Origin of the sequence: Pullulanibacillus pueri (assembly GCF_014639255.1) — a bacterium.
Lineage (GTDB): Bacteria > Bacillota > Bacilli > Bacillales > Sporolactobacillaceae > Pullulanibacillus > Pullulanibacillus pueri.
This window is the reverse complement of sequence record NZ_BMFV01000026.1, coordinates 1-17,112: the sequence shown is the minus strand read 5'-3', so window position 1 is coordinate 17,112 and position 17,112 is coordinate 1. Positions and strand designations below refer to the sequence as shown.

Annotated in this window: 19 protein-coding genes and 1 pseudogene; 17 read left to right on the top strand and 3 right to left on the bottom strand. The window is 40.8% G+C overall.

Annotated features, from left to right (window positions below; all coding sequences use genetic code 11):
- Positions 1 to 70: 70 nt before the first annotated feature.
- From IEV91_RS14995 to rpsI, 8 genes and pseudogenes are all read left to right on the top strand, one after another.
- Positions 71 to 929: pseudogene (locus IEV91_RS14995) on the top strand (DNA-directed RNA polymerase subunit alpha).
- Positions 930 to 992: 63 nt separating this feature from the next.
- Positions 993 to 1,352: a 50S ribosomal protein L17 gene (gene rplQ, locus IEV91_RS14990; RefSeq protein ID WP_188498238.1), complete on the top strand. Its 360-nt coding sequence runs from the start codon at positions 993 to 995 to the stop codon at positions 1,350 to 1,352.
- Positions 1,353 to 1,671: 319 nt separating this feature from the next.
- Positions 1,672 to 2,526, top strand: a complete 855-nt coding sequence (locus tag IEV91_RS14985) for an energy-coupling factor ABC transporter ATP-binding protein (RefSeq protein ID WP_188498237.1) — start codon at positions 1,672 to 1,674, stop codon at positions 2,524 to 2,526.
- Positions 2,502 to 3,374: an energy-coupling factor ABC transporter ATP-binding protein gene (locus IEV91_RS14980; RefSeq protein WP_188498236.1), complete on the top strand. Its 873-nt coding sequence runs from the start codon at positions 2,502 to 2,504 to the stop codon at positions 3,372 to 3,374. The genes IEV91_RS14985 and IEV91_RS14980 overlap by 25 nt, the downstream gene beginning before the upstream one ends.
- Positions 3,371 to 4,165: an energy-coupling factor transporter transmembrane component T family protein gene (locus tag IEV91_RS14975; RefSeq protein WP_188498235.1), complete on the top strand. Its 795-nt coding sequence runs from the start codon at positions 3,371 to 3,373 to the stop codon at positions 4,163 to 4,165. Before IEV91_RS14980 ends, IEV91_RS14975 begins: the two co-directional genes overlap by 4 nt.
- Positions 4,166 to 4,169: 4 nt before the next feature.
- A complete protein-coding gene (truA, locus tag IEV91_RS14970; protein WP_188498234.1) occupies positions 4,170 to 4,907 on the top strand; it encodes a tRNA pseudouridine(38-40) synthase TruA in 738 nt (245 codons plus the stop codon).
- Between the two features lie 147 nt (positions 4,908 to 5,054).
- On the top strand, positions 5,055 to 5,492 hold the full coding sequence (gene rplM / locus IEV91_RS14965) for a 50S ribosomal protein L13 (protein WP_188498233.1): 438 nt from the start codon (positions 5,055 to 5,057) through the stop codon (positions 5,490 to 5,492).
- A gap of 19 nt (positions 5,493 to 5,511) precedes the next feature.
- Positions 5,512 to 5,904 carry a 30S ribosomal protein S9 gene (gene rpsI, locus IEV91_RS14960; RefSeq protein WP_188498232.1) on the top strand — a complete coding sequence of 131 codons (393 nt, stop codon included), beginning with the start codon at positions 5,512 to 5,514 and terminating at the stop codon, positions 5,902 to 5,904.
- A 62-nt stretch (positions 5,905 to 5,966) separates the two neighbouring features.
- Here rpsI and IEV91_RS14955 read toward each other — a convergent pair whose 3' ends face one another.
- Positions 5,967 to 6,809 carry an AraC family transcriptional regulator gene (locus tag IEV91_RS14955; RefSeq protein WP_188498231.1) on the bottom strand — a complete coding sequence of 281 codons (843 nt, stop codon included), beginning with the start codon at positions 6,807 to 6,809 and terminating at the stop codon, positions 5,967 to 5,969.
- Positions 6,810 to 6,928: 119 nt separating this feature from the next.
- On the opposite strand from IEV91_RS14955, the gene IEV91_RS14950 reads away from it, so the two are divergent.
- The 7 genes from IEV91_RS14950 to salA all read left to right on the top strand — a co-directional run bounded on the left by IEV91_RS14950 (position 6,929) and on the right by salA (position 14,054).
- Entirely contained in the window at positions 6,929 to 7,945 is a 1,017-nt protein-coding gene (locus IEV91_RS14950) for a Gfo/Idh/MocA family protein (RefSeq protein WP_188498230.1), read from the top strand.
- Positions 7,942 to 8,868: an aldo/keto reductase gene (locus IEV91_RS14945; RefSeq protein WP_188498229.1), complete on the top strand. Its 927-nt coding sequence runs from the start codon at positions 7,942 to 7,944 to the stop codon at positions 8,866 to 8,868. Before IEV91_RS14950 ends, IEV91_RS14945 begins: the two co-directional genes overlap by 4 nt.
- A gap of 783 nt (positions 8,869 to 9,651) precedes the next feature.
- A complete protein-coding gene (locus IEV91_RS14940; RefSeq protein WP_188498228.1) occupies positions 9,652 to 10,188 on the top strand; it encodes a TetR/AcrR family transcriptional regulator in 537 nt (178 codons plus the stop codon).
- Positions 10,189 to 10,277: 89 nt separating this feature from the next.
- Positions 10,278 to 11,399: an MFS transporter gene (locus tag IEV91_RS14935; protein WP_229745612.1), complete on the top strand. Its 1,122-nt coding sequence runs from the start codon at positions 10,278 to 10,280 to the stop codon at positions 11,397 to 11,399.
- Between the two features lie 260 nt (positions 11,400 to 11,659).
- On the top strand, positions 11,660 to 12,097 hold the full coding sequence (locus tag IEV91_RS14930; RefSeq protein ID WP_188498226.1) for a DUF2521 family protein: 438 nt from the start codon (positions 11,660 to 11,662) through the stop codon (positions 12,095 to 12,097).
- An 84-nt stretch (positions 12,098 to 12,181) separates the two neighbouring features.
- Positions 12,182 to 12,895 (top strand): N-acetylmuramoyl-L-alanine amidase CwlD, encoded by a 714-nt coding sequence (cwlD, locus tag IEV91_RS14925; protein WP_188498225.1) that lies wholly within the window; start codon positions 12,182 to 12,184, stop codon positions 12,893 to 12,895.
- A gap of 115 nt (positions 12,896 to 13,010) precedes the next feature.
- Entirely contained in the window at positions 13,011 to 14,054 is a 1,044-nt protein-coding gene (salA, locus tag IEV91_RS14920) for an iron-sulfur carrier protein/transcriptional regulator SalA (RefSeq protein WP_188498224.1), read from the top strand.
- A 175-nt stretch (positions 14,055 to 14,229) separates the two neighbouring features.
- Here salA and gerD read toward each other — a convergent pair whose 3' ends face one another.
- Complete coding sequence (gene gerD / locus IEV91_RS14915) at positions 14,230 to 14,844, bottom strand: spore germination lipoprotein GerD (RefSeq protein ID WP_188498223.1); 615 nt, start codon at positions 14,842 to 14,844, stop codon at positions 14,230 to 14,232.
- A 145-nt stretch (positions 14,845 to 14,989) separates the two neighbouring features.
- Between gerD and IEV91_RS14910 the strand changes: the two genes are divergently transcribed.
- Positions 14,990 to 15,589 carry a KinB-signaling pathway activation protein gene (locus tag IEV91_RS14910; protein WP_188498222.1) on the top strand — a complete coding sequence of 200 codons (600 nt, stop codon included), beginning with the start codon at positions 14,990 to 14,992 and terminating at the stop codon, positions 15,587 to 15,589.
- 125 nt (positions 15,590 to 15,714) lie between these two features.
- Here IEV91_RS14910 and IEV91_RS14905 read toward each other — a convergent pair whose 3' ends face one another.
- Positions 15,715 to 16,473 carry a polysaccharide deacetylase family protein gene (locus IEV91_RS14905; protein WP_188498221.1) on the bottom strand — a complete coding sequence of 253 codons (759 nt, stop codon included), beginning with the start codon at positions 16,471 to 16,473 and terminating at the stop codon, positions 15,715 to 15,717.
- A 159-nt stretch (positions 16,474 to 16,632) separates the two neighbouring features.
- Between IEV91_RS14905 and IEV91_RS14900 the strand changes: the two genes are divergently transcribed.
- On the top strand, positions 16,633 to 16,863 hold the full coding sequence (locus IEV91_RS14900) for a hypothetical protein (RefSeq protein WP_188498220.1): 231 nt from the start codon (positions 16,633 to 16,635) through the stop codon (positions 16,861 to 16,863).
- Positions 16,864 to 17,112: the final 249 nt, after the last annotated feature.

Sequence of the window (17,112 nt, the reverse complement as noted above, 5' to 3'; positions counted from 1 at the left end):
TTGGGCTTTAAGAGACCCTTGGGCAAGCTTCACGCCCCGAGTTTCTACGTTTGAAGGAGGGTTTAGTTGAATGATTGAAATCGAAAAGCCGAAAATCGAAACGGTTGAGATCAGCGATGATGCTAAATATGGCAAGTTTGTCGTAGAGCCGCTGGAACGTGGATATGGAACGACGATGGGGAATTCCCTAAGGCGCATTTTATTATCCTCCCTCCCGGGTGCAGCAGTATCTTCCGTCCAATTTGATAGTGTACTTCATGAATTTTCAACGATGGACGGTGTTGTAGAGGATGTAACAGCGATAATTCTCAACATCAAAAATCTTGCGATGAAAATTTATTCCGAAGAGGAAAAAACACTTGAAATCGACGTTCAACGTGAAGGTAAAGTCACTGCGGCAGATATTATTCATGATAGTGATGTAGAGATCTTGAATCCAGAGCTTGTCATTGCCACATTAGATGAAGGAGCAAGATTCCATCTAAGAATGACTGCCAAAAAAGGTAGAGGGTATGTTCCTGCAGAAGGTAATAATAACGACGATATGCCAATCGGTGTCATTCCTGTTGACTCGATTTTCACGCCTGTTTCTCGAGTCAATTACCAAGTAGAGAACACGCGTGTCGGTCAGGTCACCAACTATGATAAGTTAACCCTCGATGTATGGACTGATGGAAGTATTAGACCTGAAGAAGCAGTTTCTTTAGGGGCTAAAATTCTAACAGAGCACCTTAATATCTTTGTTGGCCTCACTGATCAAGCAGCGGTCATATAACTGTTTAAAACGTGCTGGCATTAATACAGTACAAGAGCTGACGCAAAAGTCGGAAGAAGACATGATGAAAGTTCGCAATTTAGGTCGCAAGTCTCTTGAAGAAGTACAAGAAAAGCTCGTTGATTTAGGTCTGGGCTTGAGAAAAGAAGAATAACGTGTCCCAACTTTCTTTTTTGCGCAAAAAAGAAACTAGACTAAAAGAAGGAGGGTCCCTGACATGGCATACGCAAAATTAGGCAGAAATAGCTCTGCTCGTAAGGCATTATTCCGTGATTTGGCTACTGATTTGATCATTAACGAGAGAATCACTACAACCGAATCCAAAGCTAAAGAACTACGTCCTATCGTGGAAAAATTAATCACGCTAGCTAAACGTGGTGATTTACATGCTCGTCGTCAAGCGGCAGCTTTCGTTCGCAACGAAGTCGCTAATGAAGACGGACAATATGCAGTTCAAAAATTATTTGATGACATTGCAACGCGCTACCAAGAACGCCAAGGCGGTTATACACGCATCCTAAAATTAGGACCTCGCCGTGGTGATAACGCGGAACAGGCTATCATCGAGTTCGTATAAACATCAAAAGGGCAAAGCGGGTGATTATAGCCTTGGCTTTATGCCCTTTTTTCTTTTTGGGCTTTTTTAAAATATAAGAATGTATAAAATTCTGGTCATCAGGAAGGTGTGGATTTCCGCTCCAATCCACTTGATACTACGAAGCATTTTGGTAAAAAAGCTTTTTAATGCCCAACTGAATGAGGACCGGGCATGCATTTCGCCCGGTTTTTCTAAATAACGTCCAGATTATATAACTCTGTGGAAGACCTTATAAGGGCAATTTTGACTTCCACTGAAAGACCTATCATTGTTTGTTTGAGTGTAGAGATAGGGGGGCATGTTAGTGAACGAAACGATGATTGACATTGAGAGTCTATGTTTCAAATATAGAAATGAGGATCCTGATTGGATTCTTGATCATATTTCACTTCATGTGGAGGCTGGTGAATGGCTTGCCATTACAGGCCATAATGGTTCAGGGAAATCCACACTGGCTAAATGCCTCAATGGGCTCCTTGTCCCGGAACAAGGAAGCGTTAAGGTGAAGGGGTTTTTCACCTCAGATGAAGACTCTCTTTGGGAAATAAGGCGTTCTGTTGGCATGGTATTTCAAAATCCGGACAATCAGTTTGTTGGGACCACAGTGAGAGATGATGTCGCCTTTGGAATGGAAAATCACGGCGTTCCTAGGGAAGAGATGGTCCAGCGGTTAAGTGAATCTCTTGAACTGGTAGGGATGAGTGAATTCCAAGGACAAGAACCTCATCGGCTTTCTGGAGGTCAAAAACAACGTGTGGCCATTGCGGGTATTGTTGCATTAAGGCCATCTATCATTATTTTGGATGAAGCGACGTCAATGCTTGATCCACGGGGGAAAAGTGATGTGTTAAAAGTCATGCATGAGCTGAATAAAACCCGAGGGATTACGGTTATTTCGATCACCCATGATCTTGAGGAAGCCTCCAGTGCCGATCGCATGATTGTGATGGATGAAGGAAGGATTGTGCGAGAGGGAACGCCTATTGATATTTTTAAAGAGCCAGAAGGTTTAGTCGAGATGGGTCTGGACTTACCTTTCACCGTTAAACTGCGTCAGTTATTGATTGAAGAGAATGGATTAAATCTTTCAGAAAAGGCCTTTACCGAAAAGGAATTGGTGGATGAGCTGTGGAAATTACAGTTAAACATTTAACCCATATTTATCAACCGAATTCGCCCTTTGAGCGCCTAGCACTGGATGATATTAATGTATCCATCCCCTTTGGCAAATTCATCACCATTATTGGTCATACGGGTTCAGGTAAGTCTTCTTTTTTGCAGCACCTTAATGGTCTTTTAAAGCCAACCAAAGGTGAAATCATTATAGGAGATCACAAGATTGTCGCTGATTCTAAAGTGAAGGATTTAAAAAGCCTTCGGCAACGCGTCGGTATGGTTTTTCAATATCCAGAGCACCAGCTTTTTGAAGAGACCGTTGAAAAGGATATTATGTTCGGTCCTCTTAATTTTGGGTGTACGGAAGATGAAGCGAGGCGAAGAGCGCGTGAGGCACTGGAATGGGTGCACCTACCGGAATCGTTCTTAGAAAGATCCCCCTTTGATTTAAGTGGGGGACAGATGCGGAGAGTGGCCATTGCGGGCATCCTAGCGATTAGACCTGAAGTCCTCATTCTTGATGAGCCCACGGCCGGGTTAGATCCAAGAGGGCATCGAGAGATTCTGGATTTATTTCAATGGTTGAATAAGGAGCAGGGGCTTACGATCATCATGGTCACCCATAATATGAATGATGCAGCGCTCTATTCAGATGAAGTTATGGTCATGGATAAAGGGCGATTAGTCATAAAGGATAGACCTGAGATTGTTTTTAGTCAAAGAGAGTTGCTGTTTGACTTAGGCTTGGATATTCCGCAAACGATGCATTTTCTCAAGCGAGTCAGTGATAAGTTTGGCAAAGATATTGTAACCCCTCTTTTCCGATTAGAGGAAACCGCACACTATGTGGCACAATTTCTTGAAAAGGAAAAAGATGGCCCATGATGAATATAATTATTGGACAATATGTACCGGGAAAATCTATCCTACACCATATGGACCCTCGTTCTAAATTGCTAGCGGTTTTCGCTCTCATATTTATTGTTTTCTTAGCGAATAACTGGGTTACTTATGGTGTCATTGTTATTTTGACTTTAGTGGCCATTGTTTTGTCAAGAGTACGGCTACGCTTTATCTATAAGGGTTTAAAACCGATTCTTCTGGTCATTATTATTACGTTTGTATTGAATGCCTTTTTTACGAAGAGTGGAGAGGCGATTTTTGACTATGGCTGGTTTCACTTAACAACAGGGGGTCTCCAGCAAGCGGCTTTTATCTCTGTTCGCTTACTCGTGATTGTCATTATGACGACGCTTTTGACCTTGACCACGACACCTATTGATATCACTGATGGATTAGAAAATTTACTGAGGCCATTTAAAAAATTGCGCTTTCCTGTTCATGAATTTGCTTTGATGATGTCTATTGCTTTACGTTTTATCCCCACATTGATGGAAGAGACAGAAAAGATCATGAAGGCGCAAACGGCACGAGGGGTTGAATTCTCATCTGGCCCTTTAACACAAAGAATTAAAGCGATCCTGCCGCTTCTCGTTCCTTTGTTTATTAGTGCTTTTAAGCGGGCAGAGGATTTAGCCATGGCGATGGAAGCACGCGGTTATCGCGGCGATATTGGACGCACAAAGCTTCGCCTATTAAAGTGGGGGCTTAAGGATTCCTTGCTGCTTTTGGTGGTTATTGTGCTCATACCTGTTCTAGTGCTTTTAAGGGGTTGACGTTGTGACACGATGGAAATGTACGATTTCATATGATGGCACACAGTTCTCTGGCTATCAAGTCCAGCCAAACAAGAGAACCGTCCAGCAGGAGATTGAAACGGCATTACAAAAGATGCACAAGGGGAAGCAGATGAGAATAACAGCTTCGGGCCGAACAGACGCTGGCGTCCATGCCGCGGGTCAAGTGATTCATTTTGATAGTCCCCTTTCAATCCCTGAGGACAATTGGCAGAGGGCGCTTAATACACTAGTGCCTTCAGATATTCACATTAAAACGGTTGAACGTGTGTCGGATGATTTTCACGCCCGGTTTGATGTCAAAAAGAAAGAGTATAGATACAGAATTCTTCATCGCCCTGAGCGTGACCTTTTTCGAAGGCTTTATACTTATCATGTGCCTGTGCCCCTTGATATTTCGGTGATGCAAAAGGCGGCAAAGTATATACTGGGGACACATGACTTCACATCATTCTGTGCTTCTGGCACCCAGGTCAAAGACAAGGTGAGGACAGTTTTTGATGTGCAAATCCATGTTGAAGACGATGAAATATGTATTCACATGATTGGGAACGGCTTTTTATACCAAATGGTGAGAATTGCTGTGGGCAATCTATTAACGGTTGGACGCGGTGAGGCAGAGCCTGAAGAGATCAAAAGTATTTTAGAGGCAAGAGATCGTAGGCAGGCCTATGCGACAGCGCCTGCACAAGGGCTTTATTTATGGCAGGTAGGTTACTGATAATTGAATAATGTTCAAATGGCCTTGACAAAAGGGCTATATTACTATATATTATGATGTGGCATTTCTATAAAATAACCACGAATAGCCCCGTAAACTATAGATGGATTTTTATAACGAAATGACGCCTTTAGAGGAGGGAATACTGTGCGTACCACTTACATGGCAAAAGCACAAGATGTTGAACGTAAATGGTTAGTTGTTGACGCAGAAGGCAAGACAATTGGTCGCCTATCAAGTGAAGTAGCTTCCATTTTACGTGGCAAACATAAAGCTATATATACACCGCACGTTGACACTGGAGATTATGTGATCATCATTAATGCGGAAAAAGTTGAATTTACAGGTAAAAAACTTCAAGATAAAAAATATTATAACCACAGCGGTTGGGCTGGTGGATTAAGAGAACGTACCGCGTCTGAAATGCGCGCTAAATATCCTCGTGAGTTGCTTGAAAGAACAATTAAAGGCATGCTCCCACACAACAGCTTAGGTCGCAAAATGGCTAAAAAACTTTTTGTATACGCTGGTAGTGAACATCCACACCAAGCACAAAAACCTGAAAGCTACGAATTAAGAGGCTAATTGATAAGGAGGGAAACCATTGGCACAGGTTCAATATTTAGGTACTGGTCGTCGTAAAAAATCTGTTGCTCGCGTTCGTCTTGTTCCTGGTGAAGGAAAAATTACGATCAACAACCGCGACATCAATGATTACATGGCGTTCGAAACATTAAAAACTGTAATTAAACAACCTTTAGCAGAAACTGAAACTGAAGGTAAATATGATGTATTGGTAAATGTGAATGGCGGTGGATTCACCGGACAAGCAGGCGCCATTCGTCATGGTATCGCTCGTGCACTATTGCAAGCTGATCCTGAATACCGTCCTGTTCTTAAGCGTGCAGGTTACTTAACTCGTGACCCACGTATGAAAGAACGTAAGAAATACGGTCTTAAAGGCGCTCGTCGTGCACCACAGTTCTCAAAACGTTAATCCTATTTTCGTTTCGAAAGACTCTCACCTTTTGGTGGGAGTCTTTTTTGTCATTACGTCTCTTAATTCTTATTAAAATACAGCTGCCGATATTCGGTGGGCGTCATGCCTTCTTGTTCTAAAAAGCGTTTATTAAAATAGCTGATGCTTGTATAGCCTGATCTTTCGGCAATGTCTTTAATCGCCATGTCCTTGTTGTCGAGCAGTAATTGTTTGATCATTTGCAGGCGGCAGAAGGTGATAAATGTCATAGGAGTCATTTGGGTGGCACGTTTAAATAAGCGACAAAAATAATACGTACTTACTCCGATTTGATGGGCCCAGTAATCGAGTTCAAAGGGTTCGCTCGCTTTATCCTGCATTAAAGGGAGAAGCGCTCTAATGCGATCATCTAACTCGGGCTTTCGATCGGAGGTGCGCGGTTCCGCTTGCGTCATGAACGCTATTAAAAACGTGTAGGTTAACGTCGAAAGGGTTGATAATTGTAAAAAGCTTCTCTGTTCAGCTTCTTCAAGGAGCTGTTGATGGGAAGATTCTAATAGTGTGATGTGTTGGACATGCCAAAGTGGAGAGCGATCAAATCCACTATCGGAAAGAAAGCCGTTTAAAACACTGCCGTAGAAATGGACCCAGCGGATATTCCATGGGTCTTCCTCGCTGCTATAATACCGCTGTTCTTGCATAGGGAAATAGAGAAAAGCATCTCCACGCTTTAAAGGATAAGATTGCCCATCTATTTCAACATAACCTGTTCCTGATACGACAAAATGGATACTAAAATTGTTATGCGTACCTGCTTTTCGATCAACCTGGTGATAAGGCTCATCCCAATACCAGCCAATGGATTCGGGTAAGATCATGTATTCTTTTTTATTAAAGGTAGGCAATAAATACTGTCTCTGCACAACCGCCACCCTTTCATCGCAATATTGTTTTATTCATGAGCAAAAAGCTTTTATTTATATTTTATAGAAGATTTAATATAATGACAATATAATCTTAATGGGTCAAGGGGAGGAAGCTTATGAAGAAAATTCGATGGGGCGTTATTGGGAGTGCAGGCATCGCTAAACGTTCAGTGATCCCAGGCATTCAACAATCCGAAACAGGAGAAGTGACCGCTATAGCGAGCCGAACCTTAGAAAAAGCGCAACAAACAGCTAAAGAGTTAAATATTCCTACAGCATATGGGAGCTATGAGGAGTTACTTGAGGATCCTAATATTGATAGCGTATACATACCACTTCCTAACCATTTACACAAGGAATGGACGATCCGTGCCGCTCAAGCTGGTAAACATGTGTTATGTGAAAAACCGTTGGCTATTAACGCAGAGGAAGCTCGAGAAATGGCAGAAGCCTGCGACGTAGCAGGAGTTGTTTTTGCCGAGGCTTTTATGTACCGATATCATCCGCGGTATAAGATGATACGCGAAGTTATTCAATCCGGTGAGATCGGTGAACTTCGAGGGCTTTATGCCAATTTCACTTTTAATAATGCAGGAGACATGGGGAATGTTCGCTATAAAAAGGAATGGGGTGGCGGTTCTTTATACGATGTGGGTGTTTATCCTATTAGTGCCGCACGAATGCTTCTAGAACAAGAACCTCAAGCAGCTACTGTACATGCCTTGTTTTCTGAAGCGCATGGTGATGTCGATATGATGGCAGCGGGTATTTTGGAATTTAATCATGGCGTGGCCTTAACTTTTGATTGTGGGATGTGGGCTGCTGGAAGGAATGTACTTGAGGTGATCGGAACAGAGGGTCGAATTGAAGTGCCTTCCGCATTTGTTGTTCATCAAGATCAGCAAGACAACTTTATTGTCACAACAAAAGAGGGTTCAAGGGAAGTAGAGGTCCCTAAATTAAATCAGTATAGCTTACAAGCAGATGCTTTAGGAAGAAGTATCCTTTATGGTGAGGCGCTTCCGTATCCAGCAAGTGATGCGATTTTAAATATGAAAGTGCTTGATGCCTGTTTAACTTCAGCAAGAGAACGCCGCCGTGTAGAACTGACAATGGAGGGGATTCGCAAATGAAAACCATTAAGATCTCGGGTCTTGATAAACCTGTAACGACATTAATTCAGGGTTCAGACTATTTTAGACCAAGTGTTTATGAACAAGTGAGCACTGTATTGGATCGTTATTTTGCCATAGGGGGAAATACCATTGATACAGCGCATATTTATTGCGGCGGAGAAAGTGAGGTCGCCATTGGTCAGTGGTTAAGAGAACGCAATAACCGAGAGGATGTTGTGATCTTGACTAAAGGCGCTCACCATGATCAAAATGGACCGCGTGTCAATCCTGCGGCGATTGAAAGTGACCTATTCACAAGTTTAGAAAGACTCGGAACCGATTATATTGATTTATATGCTTTGCACCGAGATGATCCTAATGTTCCTGTGAGTGTGATTATTGATGCATTGAATGAACATATTGCCGCTGGAAGGATTAAAGCTATTGGCGGTTCCAATTGGACCACTGAGCGTTTACAAGAAGCCAATGAATATGCTGAAAAAAAGGGTTTGGTGGGATTCACTTTTAATAGCCCGAATCTCAGTCTCGCTAAGGCACAAGAACCCTACTGGCCGGGCTGTATTTCAGCGGATGCTGCCTATTGTGAATGGCATAAAGAACAGCAAATGCCCCTCCTCTCATGGTCATCACAGGCAAGAGGCTTCTTTACCGGACGTTTTACACCCGAAGACCGAAGCAATGAAGATCTTGTCCGTGTCTTTTATAATGATCAAAACTGGGAAAGGCTGAGACGGGCTGAAGCATTAGCTAAAGAAAAAGAGGCAAGTACGATTCAAATTGCTTTAGCCTATGTTCTTAATCAGCCGTTTCCAACTTGTGCTCTTATTGGTGCCCAGAATGAAGAAGAATTACTCTCCTGTTATGAAGGATCGAAAATTGAATTAACAGAGGAAGAATTACACTGGCTAGAGTTTGTATAAGAGATTTCTCTCAAAATACAGAAACCTTGTTACTCTTTGAGTGACAAGGTTTTTTGTTCAAGTATAAGAATGTATAAAATTTGGTCATCTGGATGGTGTGGATTTCCGTTCCAGAACGCTCGCTTTCCTCATGCCCACACGACTAAGGAAAGCGTCTAAGAGAATAATCCTCGCAGAAAAATCGTGTTTTTACGATTTTTTGATGTGGGTAGGGTCGACGTTCGACGCACCATCGGGGTCCCCGAAAAGTGTTCTTTACTTTTTGGGGTGGTTGAGGTGCTAGCTTCGACGTTGTCACACGGATGTGACGGTTTTAGTCGAAGTCCCTTAATGACGTGACGTTTTTAGCCGATCGTCCTTAGTGGCCTCAGCTAATTTTGGAATAGCTTATCTGTGTGTTCCAAAGTATTTATGATTAAAAGTCACCTGTTCCTGCGTCTACTCGTATTGCTTCGTCGTCAGCTTTCTCGGAACAACTCGAAGTTCACTCGTGAAGTAACGCTGGTTGCTGTTCCCGAAGGAGCCAGAGCGTCTTCCGCTCCAATCCACTTGATACTGACGAAGCATTTTGGTAAAAAGCTTTTTAATGCCCAACTGAATAAGGATCGGGCATGCTTTTACGCCCAGTTTTTCTTATAGTATCAGCGTGTTTAGGTCTGAAGGAAACAGGTTGGGCATAGAAAATCAAGATGTAGGACTGCCCTTTTTATTGAACAAAGGTTACAATCATGTTATTCTTTAGAGAGTATAATGATCGTTCTATATAAAGCGAGGGGATTTAGTTTGAGTGAAAAAAAGGAAAAGTTATTGCGCGTAGCTGAGAGGCTGTTTTACCAAAATGGGTTCCATGCGATTGGTTTAAAACGCATCATTTCGGAGTCTGATATTGCGATTATGACTTTGTATAATCACTTCGCGTCAAAGGATGACCTCATCGTAGAAGTATTGAAACGCCGTGAACAGCAGTATAAAAAGTATTTAAGACGTTATTTATCAGATGATAAACGATTGACGCTCTTGAATCTCGCTAAGGGACACGCAGATTGGTTAGCAGAACATCAACAATGTGGCTGTATGTTCTTGCGCGCTAAGGAGGAGTTTGGCAGTGATCCGGATCATCCGGTGGTGCAGTTGGTGAACAATCATAAAGAGTCGATGGTAAGGCTCATTCAAAATATGGATGAGACGATCACTGATGAGGATGCTTTGCAGTTTACTTTGTTGCTAGAAGGGGCAACTGCGCTCTCTGAAACAACAGACCCTAAAGTGGTTGGCCAGCAACTTCTGACGATGACAAATCGGGTTTTTCTTGATTCATGATTAAATTGTGAGTAATATTACTCGCATTTTCTTTTGCTTGTGAATATAATGATCGTTCTATATAGGAAAGGGTGTTTAAAGTGAGAAAAATGGTTTTACCCGGCATTGCTCTAATTGGTATTTCCTATGCGTTTGCCCGCTTTAGCTTCGGGCTTTTTTTACCAGAGATATCACAGACATTCAAGTTGACCGAGGCGTGTTCTGGCTTTATTGGTTCCCTAGGTTATTTTGCTTATTGTATGGCTCTTTTAACCTCTTCTCTAATGATTGAAAGGGCAGGTCAGCATGTTGCTATTCGTTTGTCCGCCCTTTTTGCTTTGCTTGGAATTGTCGGCATAGCGGTTTCTTCCAACGCCTTTGTGTTGGGTGTCAGTGTTTTTGTTGCCGGCTTAAGCACAGGGTGGGCCTCTCCAGCCTTTGGCACAGTTACAGCAAATGAGTTGAAACCATCGGAGCAGGACAGAGGAAACACATGGATCAATTCTGGAACAAGCTTTGGGATTATTTTATCTGGACCTATTGCTCTATTTTTTATGGAATATTGGCGGATTTCCTATGCTGTGTTTGCCTTGATCACTGTTGTGGTTCTCATTTGGAATGCAAAAGTCATTCCAGCACGAAAACAAAAAGCTACCCCTGTTTCCTTTCGGGAATTGTTAACGTTATGGAAAAGGAGTATACCACTAATTCTTGCATCGCTACTCATAGGGATCAGTTCATCGATTTATTGGACATTCTCAAGGAGTTTTCTCGTGGTCAATTACAATGTTCCAAATACTGAAGCGACTTGTTTTTGGATTGTGATGGGGGCTTTTGGAATTGTGGGGGGCTTAGCTGGTGGCATTATTCATCGCATAGGCATGCAATGGTCATATTGGGTAGGCGTCCTTTTAATGGCAGGTGCCGTCGCTCTCCTTACGCTTCCCATCTTAGCGATCAGTTTTCTTTCTGCGATCCTATTTGGCATGACTTATATTTTTTTAACAGGTGTCTTCATTGTCTGGGGAACATCACTTTTTTCTGACAATCCATCAGTAGGGATCAGCCTTTCCTTTTTATTGCTTGGAATTGGTCAGTTTATTGGTGCCTCACTTGCTGGTGGTCTTATTCAAATGTCTTCGTATACGACGGCTTTCCTTATCTTTTCGCTTATCGGGGTATTGGGAGTATTCATACGGACAATAAAACAGAGAGAGAGCTTGAGCGAATGAGTGTAAGGCTATGTTAGTCCTTTCCCATGGCCAAATTCGAGAGCAGTCACGCTTAAAGCGAGATATAATGAAAATAAATGATCGCGTGAGGTATAGACAAATTTCTCACTCGTGAGAAGCCGTAAAGGTTATAGTCTTTTGCAGATAACTTTCAGTAGACAGGTTTTTCTTACTTGGGCATTAAACTTTTCCCATGGCAAAAGGTGTTAGCATTCCATTTTCCTCTTGGTAAAGACTAATAACGAAAGGAGGAGAATGTGATGGGAACGGTCATGAGCTTTCATGAAAAGTACCGTTATAAACAGCTTGATTTAGAAAGAAAAGCGTTAAAGGACTTATCCCTTCCTGAAGTGGAAGCCATTATTAAGGATTATTTTGAACCCTTTTTACAAAAAGTACATTTATATAGACAAACGATATCAGATATGTGTTTAGATTACGCTATCGAGGCCTCATTACTTGGGGCATCCTTTGGTCGCTTTGGGTATTATGGTGAGGATATCCTCAATATTTATGCTCGAAGTGAAAAACAATTGAAGGTGTTAACCGATGACCTCTTTGATTTTTGGATGTTTTGGTATTCTCCCGATGATGTCATGATTCAATCGCTTTACACAGCCTGTCAAGGATTCTTATATTATTGGTGGAAAGATGGTTTGGAGAATGCCATTCGTCGTTATCGCTTGAAGTTGCACTAATTCCATAAAACTTTTCATATATTTGCCCCTTGTCCCATATAAATGTTATATAAGGACATGTCGCCTGAGATGGAGGGTAAATATATGCAAGGTCGCTTAAAAAAGGCCGTCATTATATTAGGGGTTTTATTACTCATACTTATTATTAATTATGAAGTAATTACAAGACATTCATGGGACCAGTGGCATTTACCTTTAGCGGGTAGAATCATTGTACTTGATCCAGGTCACGGAGGCGCTGACGGTGGGGCTGAAAGTGGTGATGTTCAAGAAGATGATATTGCCCTGGAAATAACGAAGAAGCTTCGCGATTACCTTCAAGAAGCAGGAGCTTTGGTTATTATGACGAGGGAAAAGGACAAGGACTTAGCAGATGAAGGGTTAAAAGGGCTGAGTAAACGGAAATCTCAAGATTTACAAAGAAGAGTAGAAATTATTAATCATTCAGATGCGGACATGTTTGTCAGTATTCATTTAAATAAAATTCCTGCCTCACAGTGGCATGGTGCCCAGACCTTCTATCATCCCAAGTCAGAGGATAATAAAAAATTGGCCTCCTTTATTCAAGATTCATTAAGAAAAAATCTAGAAAATACTGATCGTTTGGCGAAAGAAATCGGGCATATCTATTTACTCAAACAGTCAAAAGTTCCTTCATCATTAGTTGAAGTCGGTTTTCTATCCAATCCTTCGGAAAAACAACTTTTAGTCCAAAACGATTATCAAAATAAAATTGCTGAATCTATATATAACGGAATATTAAGATATTATACCAAAGAAAAGGAACCAGCCTCATAAAAGGCTGGTTCTTAAATTTTTCCTTTTTTAATCTAAAATTGTTATACTGATTGTAGTGACTTGAGTACTTCTACTATTTGTAGTGCTTATCATTAGCACAAGGGAGGTTTTTCGTATGATGACTAAGGAGCAAGTCCTTGAAGTTTTAAAAACAGTTAAAGATCCACATTTACATAAAAGTGTTGTTGAAACAGAGGGTGTCCGCGAAGTAAAAATTTCTGACTCTTTTGTAAGTGTGAAAATAGCCTTGGCGAAGACCCAAACGGCCGAACAAATGCAAGTGCAGCAAGAAATTGTGCAGAAGCTAAAGGCGGCTGGAGCGGAATCTGTGGGTTTACGCTTTGAGCCATTAAGCGAAGAGGCTATAGAAAAACTAGGAGGTATTCCGGAAGGACGACCAACCTTACTTTCTAAAGGAAGTAAAACGAAATTTATTGCGATTGCAAGTGGTAAGGGCGGTGTTGGTAAATCGACTGTGTCCGTTAACTTAGCGATTGCTTTACACCGTTTAGGTAAAAAAGTAGGGATATTAGATGCAGATATCTATGGGTTTAGTGTCCCGGATATGATGGGGATTGAAAACCGTCCCCAAGTGGTAGACCAACACATCGTACCAGTTGAGCGTTTTGGTGTTAAAGTCATCTCAATGGGCTTTTTTGTAGAAGATAATTCCCCTGTTATTTGGAGAGGACCGATGCTCGGTAAGATGCTTAATAACTTCTTTACTGAGGTGGACTGGGGAGATCTTGATTATTTGATCCTTGATTTACCTCCAGGTACTGGGGATATTGCAATGGATGTCCATTCCATGATTCCACATTGTCATGAGATTATTGTCACGACTCCGCATGCAACAGCGGCTTTTGTTGCTGCACGGGCAGGCGCCATGGCGATTAAAACAGAGCATGATATTTTAGGCGTTATTGAAAATATGTCTTATTTTGAAAGTAAACTGACCGGTGAGAAGGAATATGTCTTTGGCCAAGGCGGCGGTGAGAAGTTAAGCGAAGTTCTTGAGACAGATCTTCTTGGAAAGATTCCGCTTGAACAACCTGAGGAGCAGGAGGGTGTCTTTGCGCCATCCGTTTATGCAGGTGAGCATAAAATAGGACAAGTCTATATTGAAATTGCAGGTAAAGTTATAGATAAACTCCAATAAAAAAGCAACACAGATAGCGAAAAACAAATGTCAGGTCATTAACGGGGCGTGTTTGTTGCATAAAAATAATCCGAACTCTCATTTTCAAATAGCTGTTTGAAAATGAAGAGTTCGGATTTTTTGGTGAGTAAAGGCAAAACCTGTTTTGAGTGGGTCATAGAAAATTGAGGTGTGATTAGGATGACTGACCGGTTTGATCCCCACCTTCGTTTCCTCCGCCGCTTTTACTTTCACTTTGTTGCATTTCTTGTTTAACGGCCTTTTGCAGGGCTTTACTCATCTGTGTGCTAAATAAAGGACTTTCCATGGTTTCAATAATTTCTTTTTGGATCTGTTTACGGAAAGGTTGGGTTTCTAATAGGTCAAGGTATTGGCTTTCCATGTCTGGAGCTTTAAAAATGGCCATCATAGCTTCCTGATAATTAGGGTCATTCATAAGTTGTTTTAAGATTTTTTCGTTGTTCTTTTGCATAGTGGTTGCAAGTTGTTGAGAAAACTCAGGATCAGCCAGCATTTGTTCCCAGAAATCTTTAGACTTTTCAGAGGCGACGGCCTCAGTGATGGTTTTTTTTACAAAGTCTTGATTGATCACGAGTTCTTTTTTGAACTGGTCATCGCTTAATATATCTTGAATGGCCTTTTGACCATCGTCGCTTTTAAGCATATCAATTACCATTTTTTTAGTGGTTTGATAATCTGGATTGCTCCCTTGCGCCGAGGGTTGGGAAGAACAACCAACAGAGAGTATGAGCAGTAACAGAATCAAGCCAAATCTCCGTAGATGATGCATTCGTTTACCTCCCTCATTTAACGATCATTTAGTTATAGAATGTCTTTTGGCGCTTTCTTTTATCCATAACCAAATAAGATTAACAATGGATTTTTTTTAGGGACATTGGTAAAATCGGTGTGACAGGAGATTTGGGGGATGCTTGGTGAGTATACAGAAATGGATTTCGTTATTCATAAGAACTTTAGTAATCGGTTGCATAGTGGGACTGGTCGTAGGAGTTATTGTGGAGTGGGAGACCTTAAGCCAGGGAATGTCTGACGGCCATGTTAAAGGCGCTTTTATAGACTTATTTATTAAGGTTGTTCTTGGTGGACTCTTTAGTATGATAAGTCAGATGGGCTTTTTTGCTTATTTGACGTTACATCGCATTATGCTCGGTATTTTTCGTTCTCATTCACGGTGGGGAGTCATCCAATTATTGCTGATTCTTTTTGTCTTTTTTGATTTTGTTTATCTAAGATATAGTGCTCTTCATAGTCATGGAGAGAGTCTCTGGGAATATATTATTCCACCAGCTATACTGCTTGTTATTTCATTAATTGTTGCCGAAATGAAGAAACGGGACACAAATAAGATAGCCTACATTCCTACCCTTTTCTTTATGTTTGTGGTCACAACCTTAGAATGGTTGCCGGATTTACGGCAAAAGGATAATATGTTTTGGGTGATGGGATTAACGCTTATTGCGTGTAATGCCTACCAAATCTTAAAATTACATAGACTGCTTAAGGAGACAAAATAATGTCTTCTTTTTTTATAATGTATCATTTGGCGAAAGTAGGGGTATCTCCTCGCTCGGTTTTTCTTCTGCCTTAAAATAAAATAAATCTCCTCTACAATAATCGTGTAGAAAAGATTTATAAGCGGTTATTGAATGTTTTTAATTTTAGTCGTCGAGTCGGAAACAAGTTCTTTAAGCGTTACAAAAGAATAGTGCTTATCTTTCAATTTGTTGATAATAATGGGTAAAGCCTTATACGTTTGGGTTGCAGAATCTGATCCGTGTAGTCGGATAATGCCCCCTTTTTCTGATTGTTCAATGACATCATTGGCGATTGATTTATAATTGCTGTTTTTCCAATCTTGAGGGTTAACGCTCCATAAAACAACTTGTTCTCCTGTATCTGAAGCTGTTTTGAGAACACTTGAATTAATTTTTCCTTCTGGTGGACGAATAAATTCTGGTTTTGATCCAGACGCTTTTTCAATTGCGGAAGCGGCTAATTGTATGTCTCGTGTGATTTCATTAGATTTAAGTGCTGTATAGGCCTCATGGCGATACCCATGAGAGTCTATTTCGAACCCTTTTTTCTTCATTTCTTCCACAACTTCCTTGTGGCGCTCGGCCCATTCACCTGTAATAAAAAATGTCGCTCTAATTTTATTTTTTTCAAGGTAATTAAGAATGGGGTCTAGGCGATCATCTCCCCAGCCAATATCAAAAGTTAAGGCTACTTGTTTTTTGTTAGTCTCCACCTTTGATAAAGCGCGTGGACCGTCATTTGTAGAAAAGACTGTGATTTCCTCATTCTGAACGAAAGCAACAAGAGCCGCAAAGAAAGCAGCAACGACAATAAAAATAAGATTCTTGATTTTTCGTCCATTGAGTATCCAAATAAAAAGCATAGGCAACCTCCATTAGAACGGTTTGTACCATTTTATTTTTGGTTGGACAGGGTTATGACTAGATTGAAATAACTTATTCCATATTAATTTTTTATAGTTAATATTTTGGAAGTCCTTGGGCAAACTACATATAAATTATAGTAGTGGAGATGATAGTGAATGCTTGGGGCACTTTTTACTGAAGAGGAAATTTGTGAAATTGAGTATTTGGTAAAAAAGGAACTTGAAGAACTGAGCTTTGAAATTGATGATAGTAGAATCAATCATATGGTTCGAAGGGCAATGGAAGAACGTTATCAAATTTTATTTAAGATTTTTAAGCGTTTTGCCTCTAGTGAGGACTGTATTAAATTTATGCGCCAACCTAGTCAAAAGAATATCAATGAATAAGGTTTCATTAGTAGAATGAAAAAATATCAGGTTTTTTATAGATAGGTATTGTATTTGTAAATCATACGTGGTATAGTATTCAAGTCGCCTTAATCAGACGGCAAACACAAAAACAACAAGAAAAAAGTTGTTGACAAATCATTTGCGATTTGTTAAGATATAAAAGTTGCTACAAGCGACGAAAGAAAAATTGTTCCTTTAAAACTGAACAAAAGCCAAGCGCAAAAAGAGAAATCTTTTAAATGACGC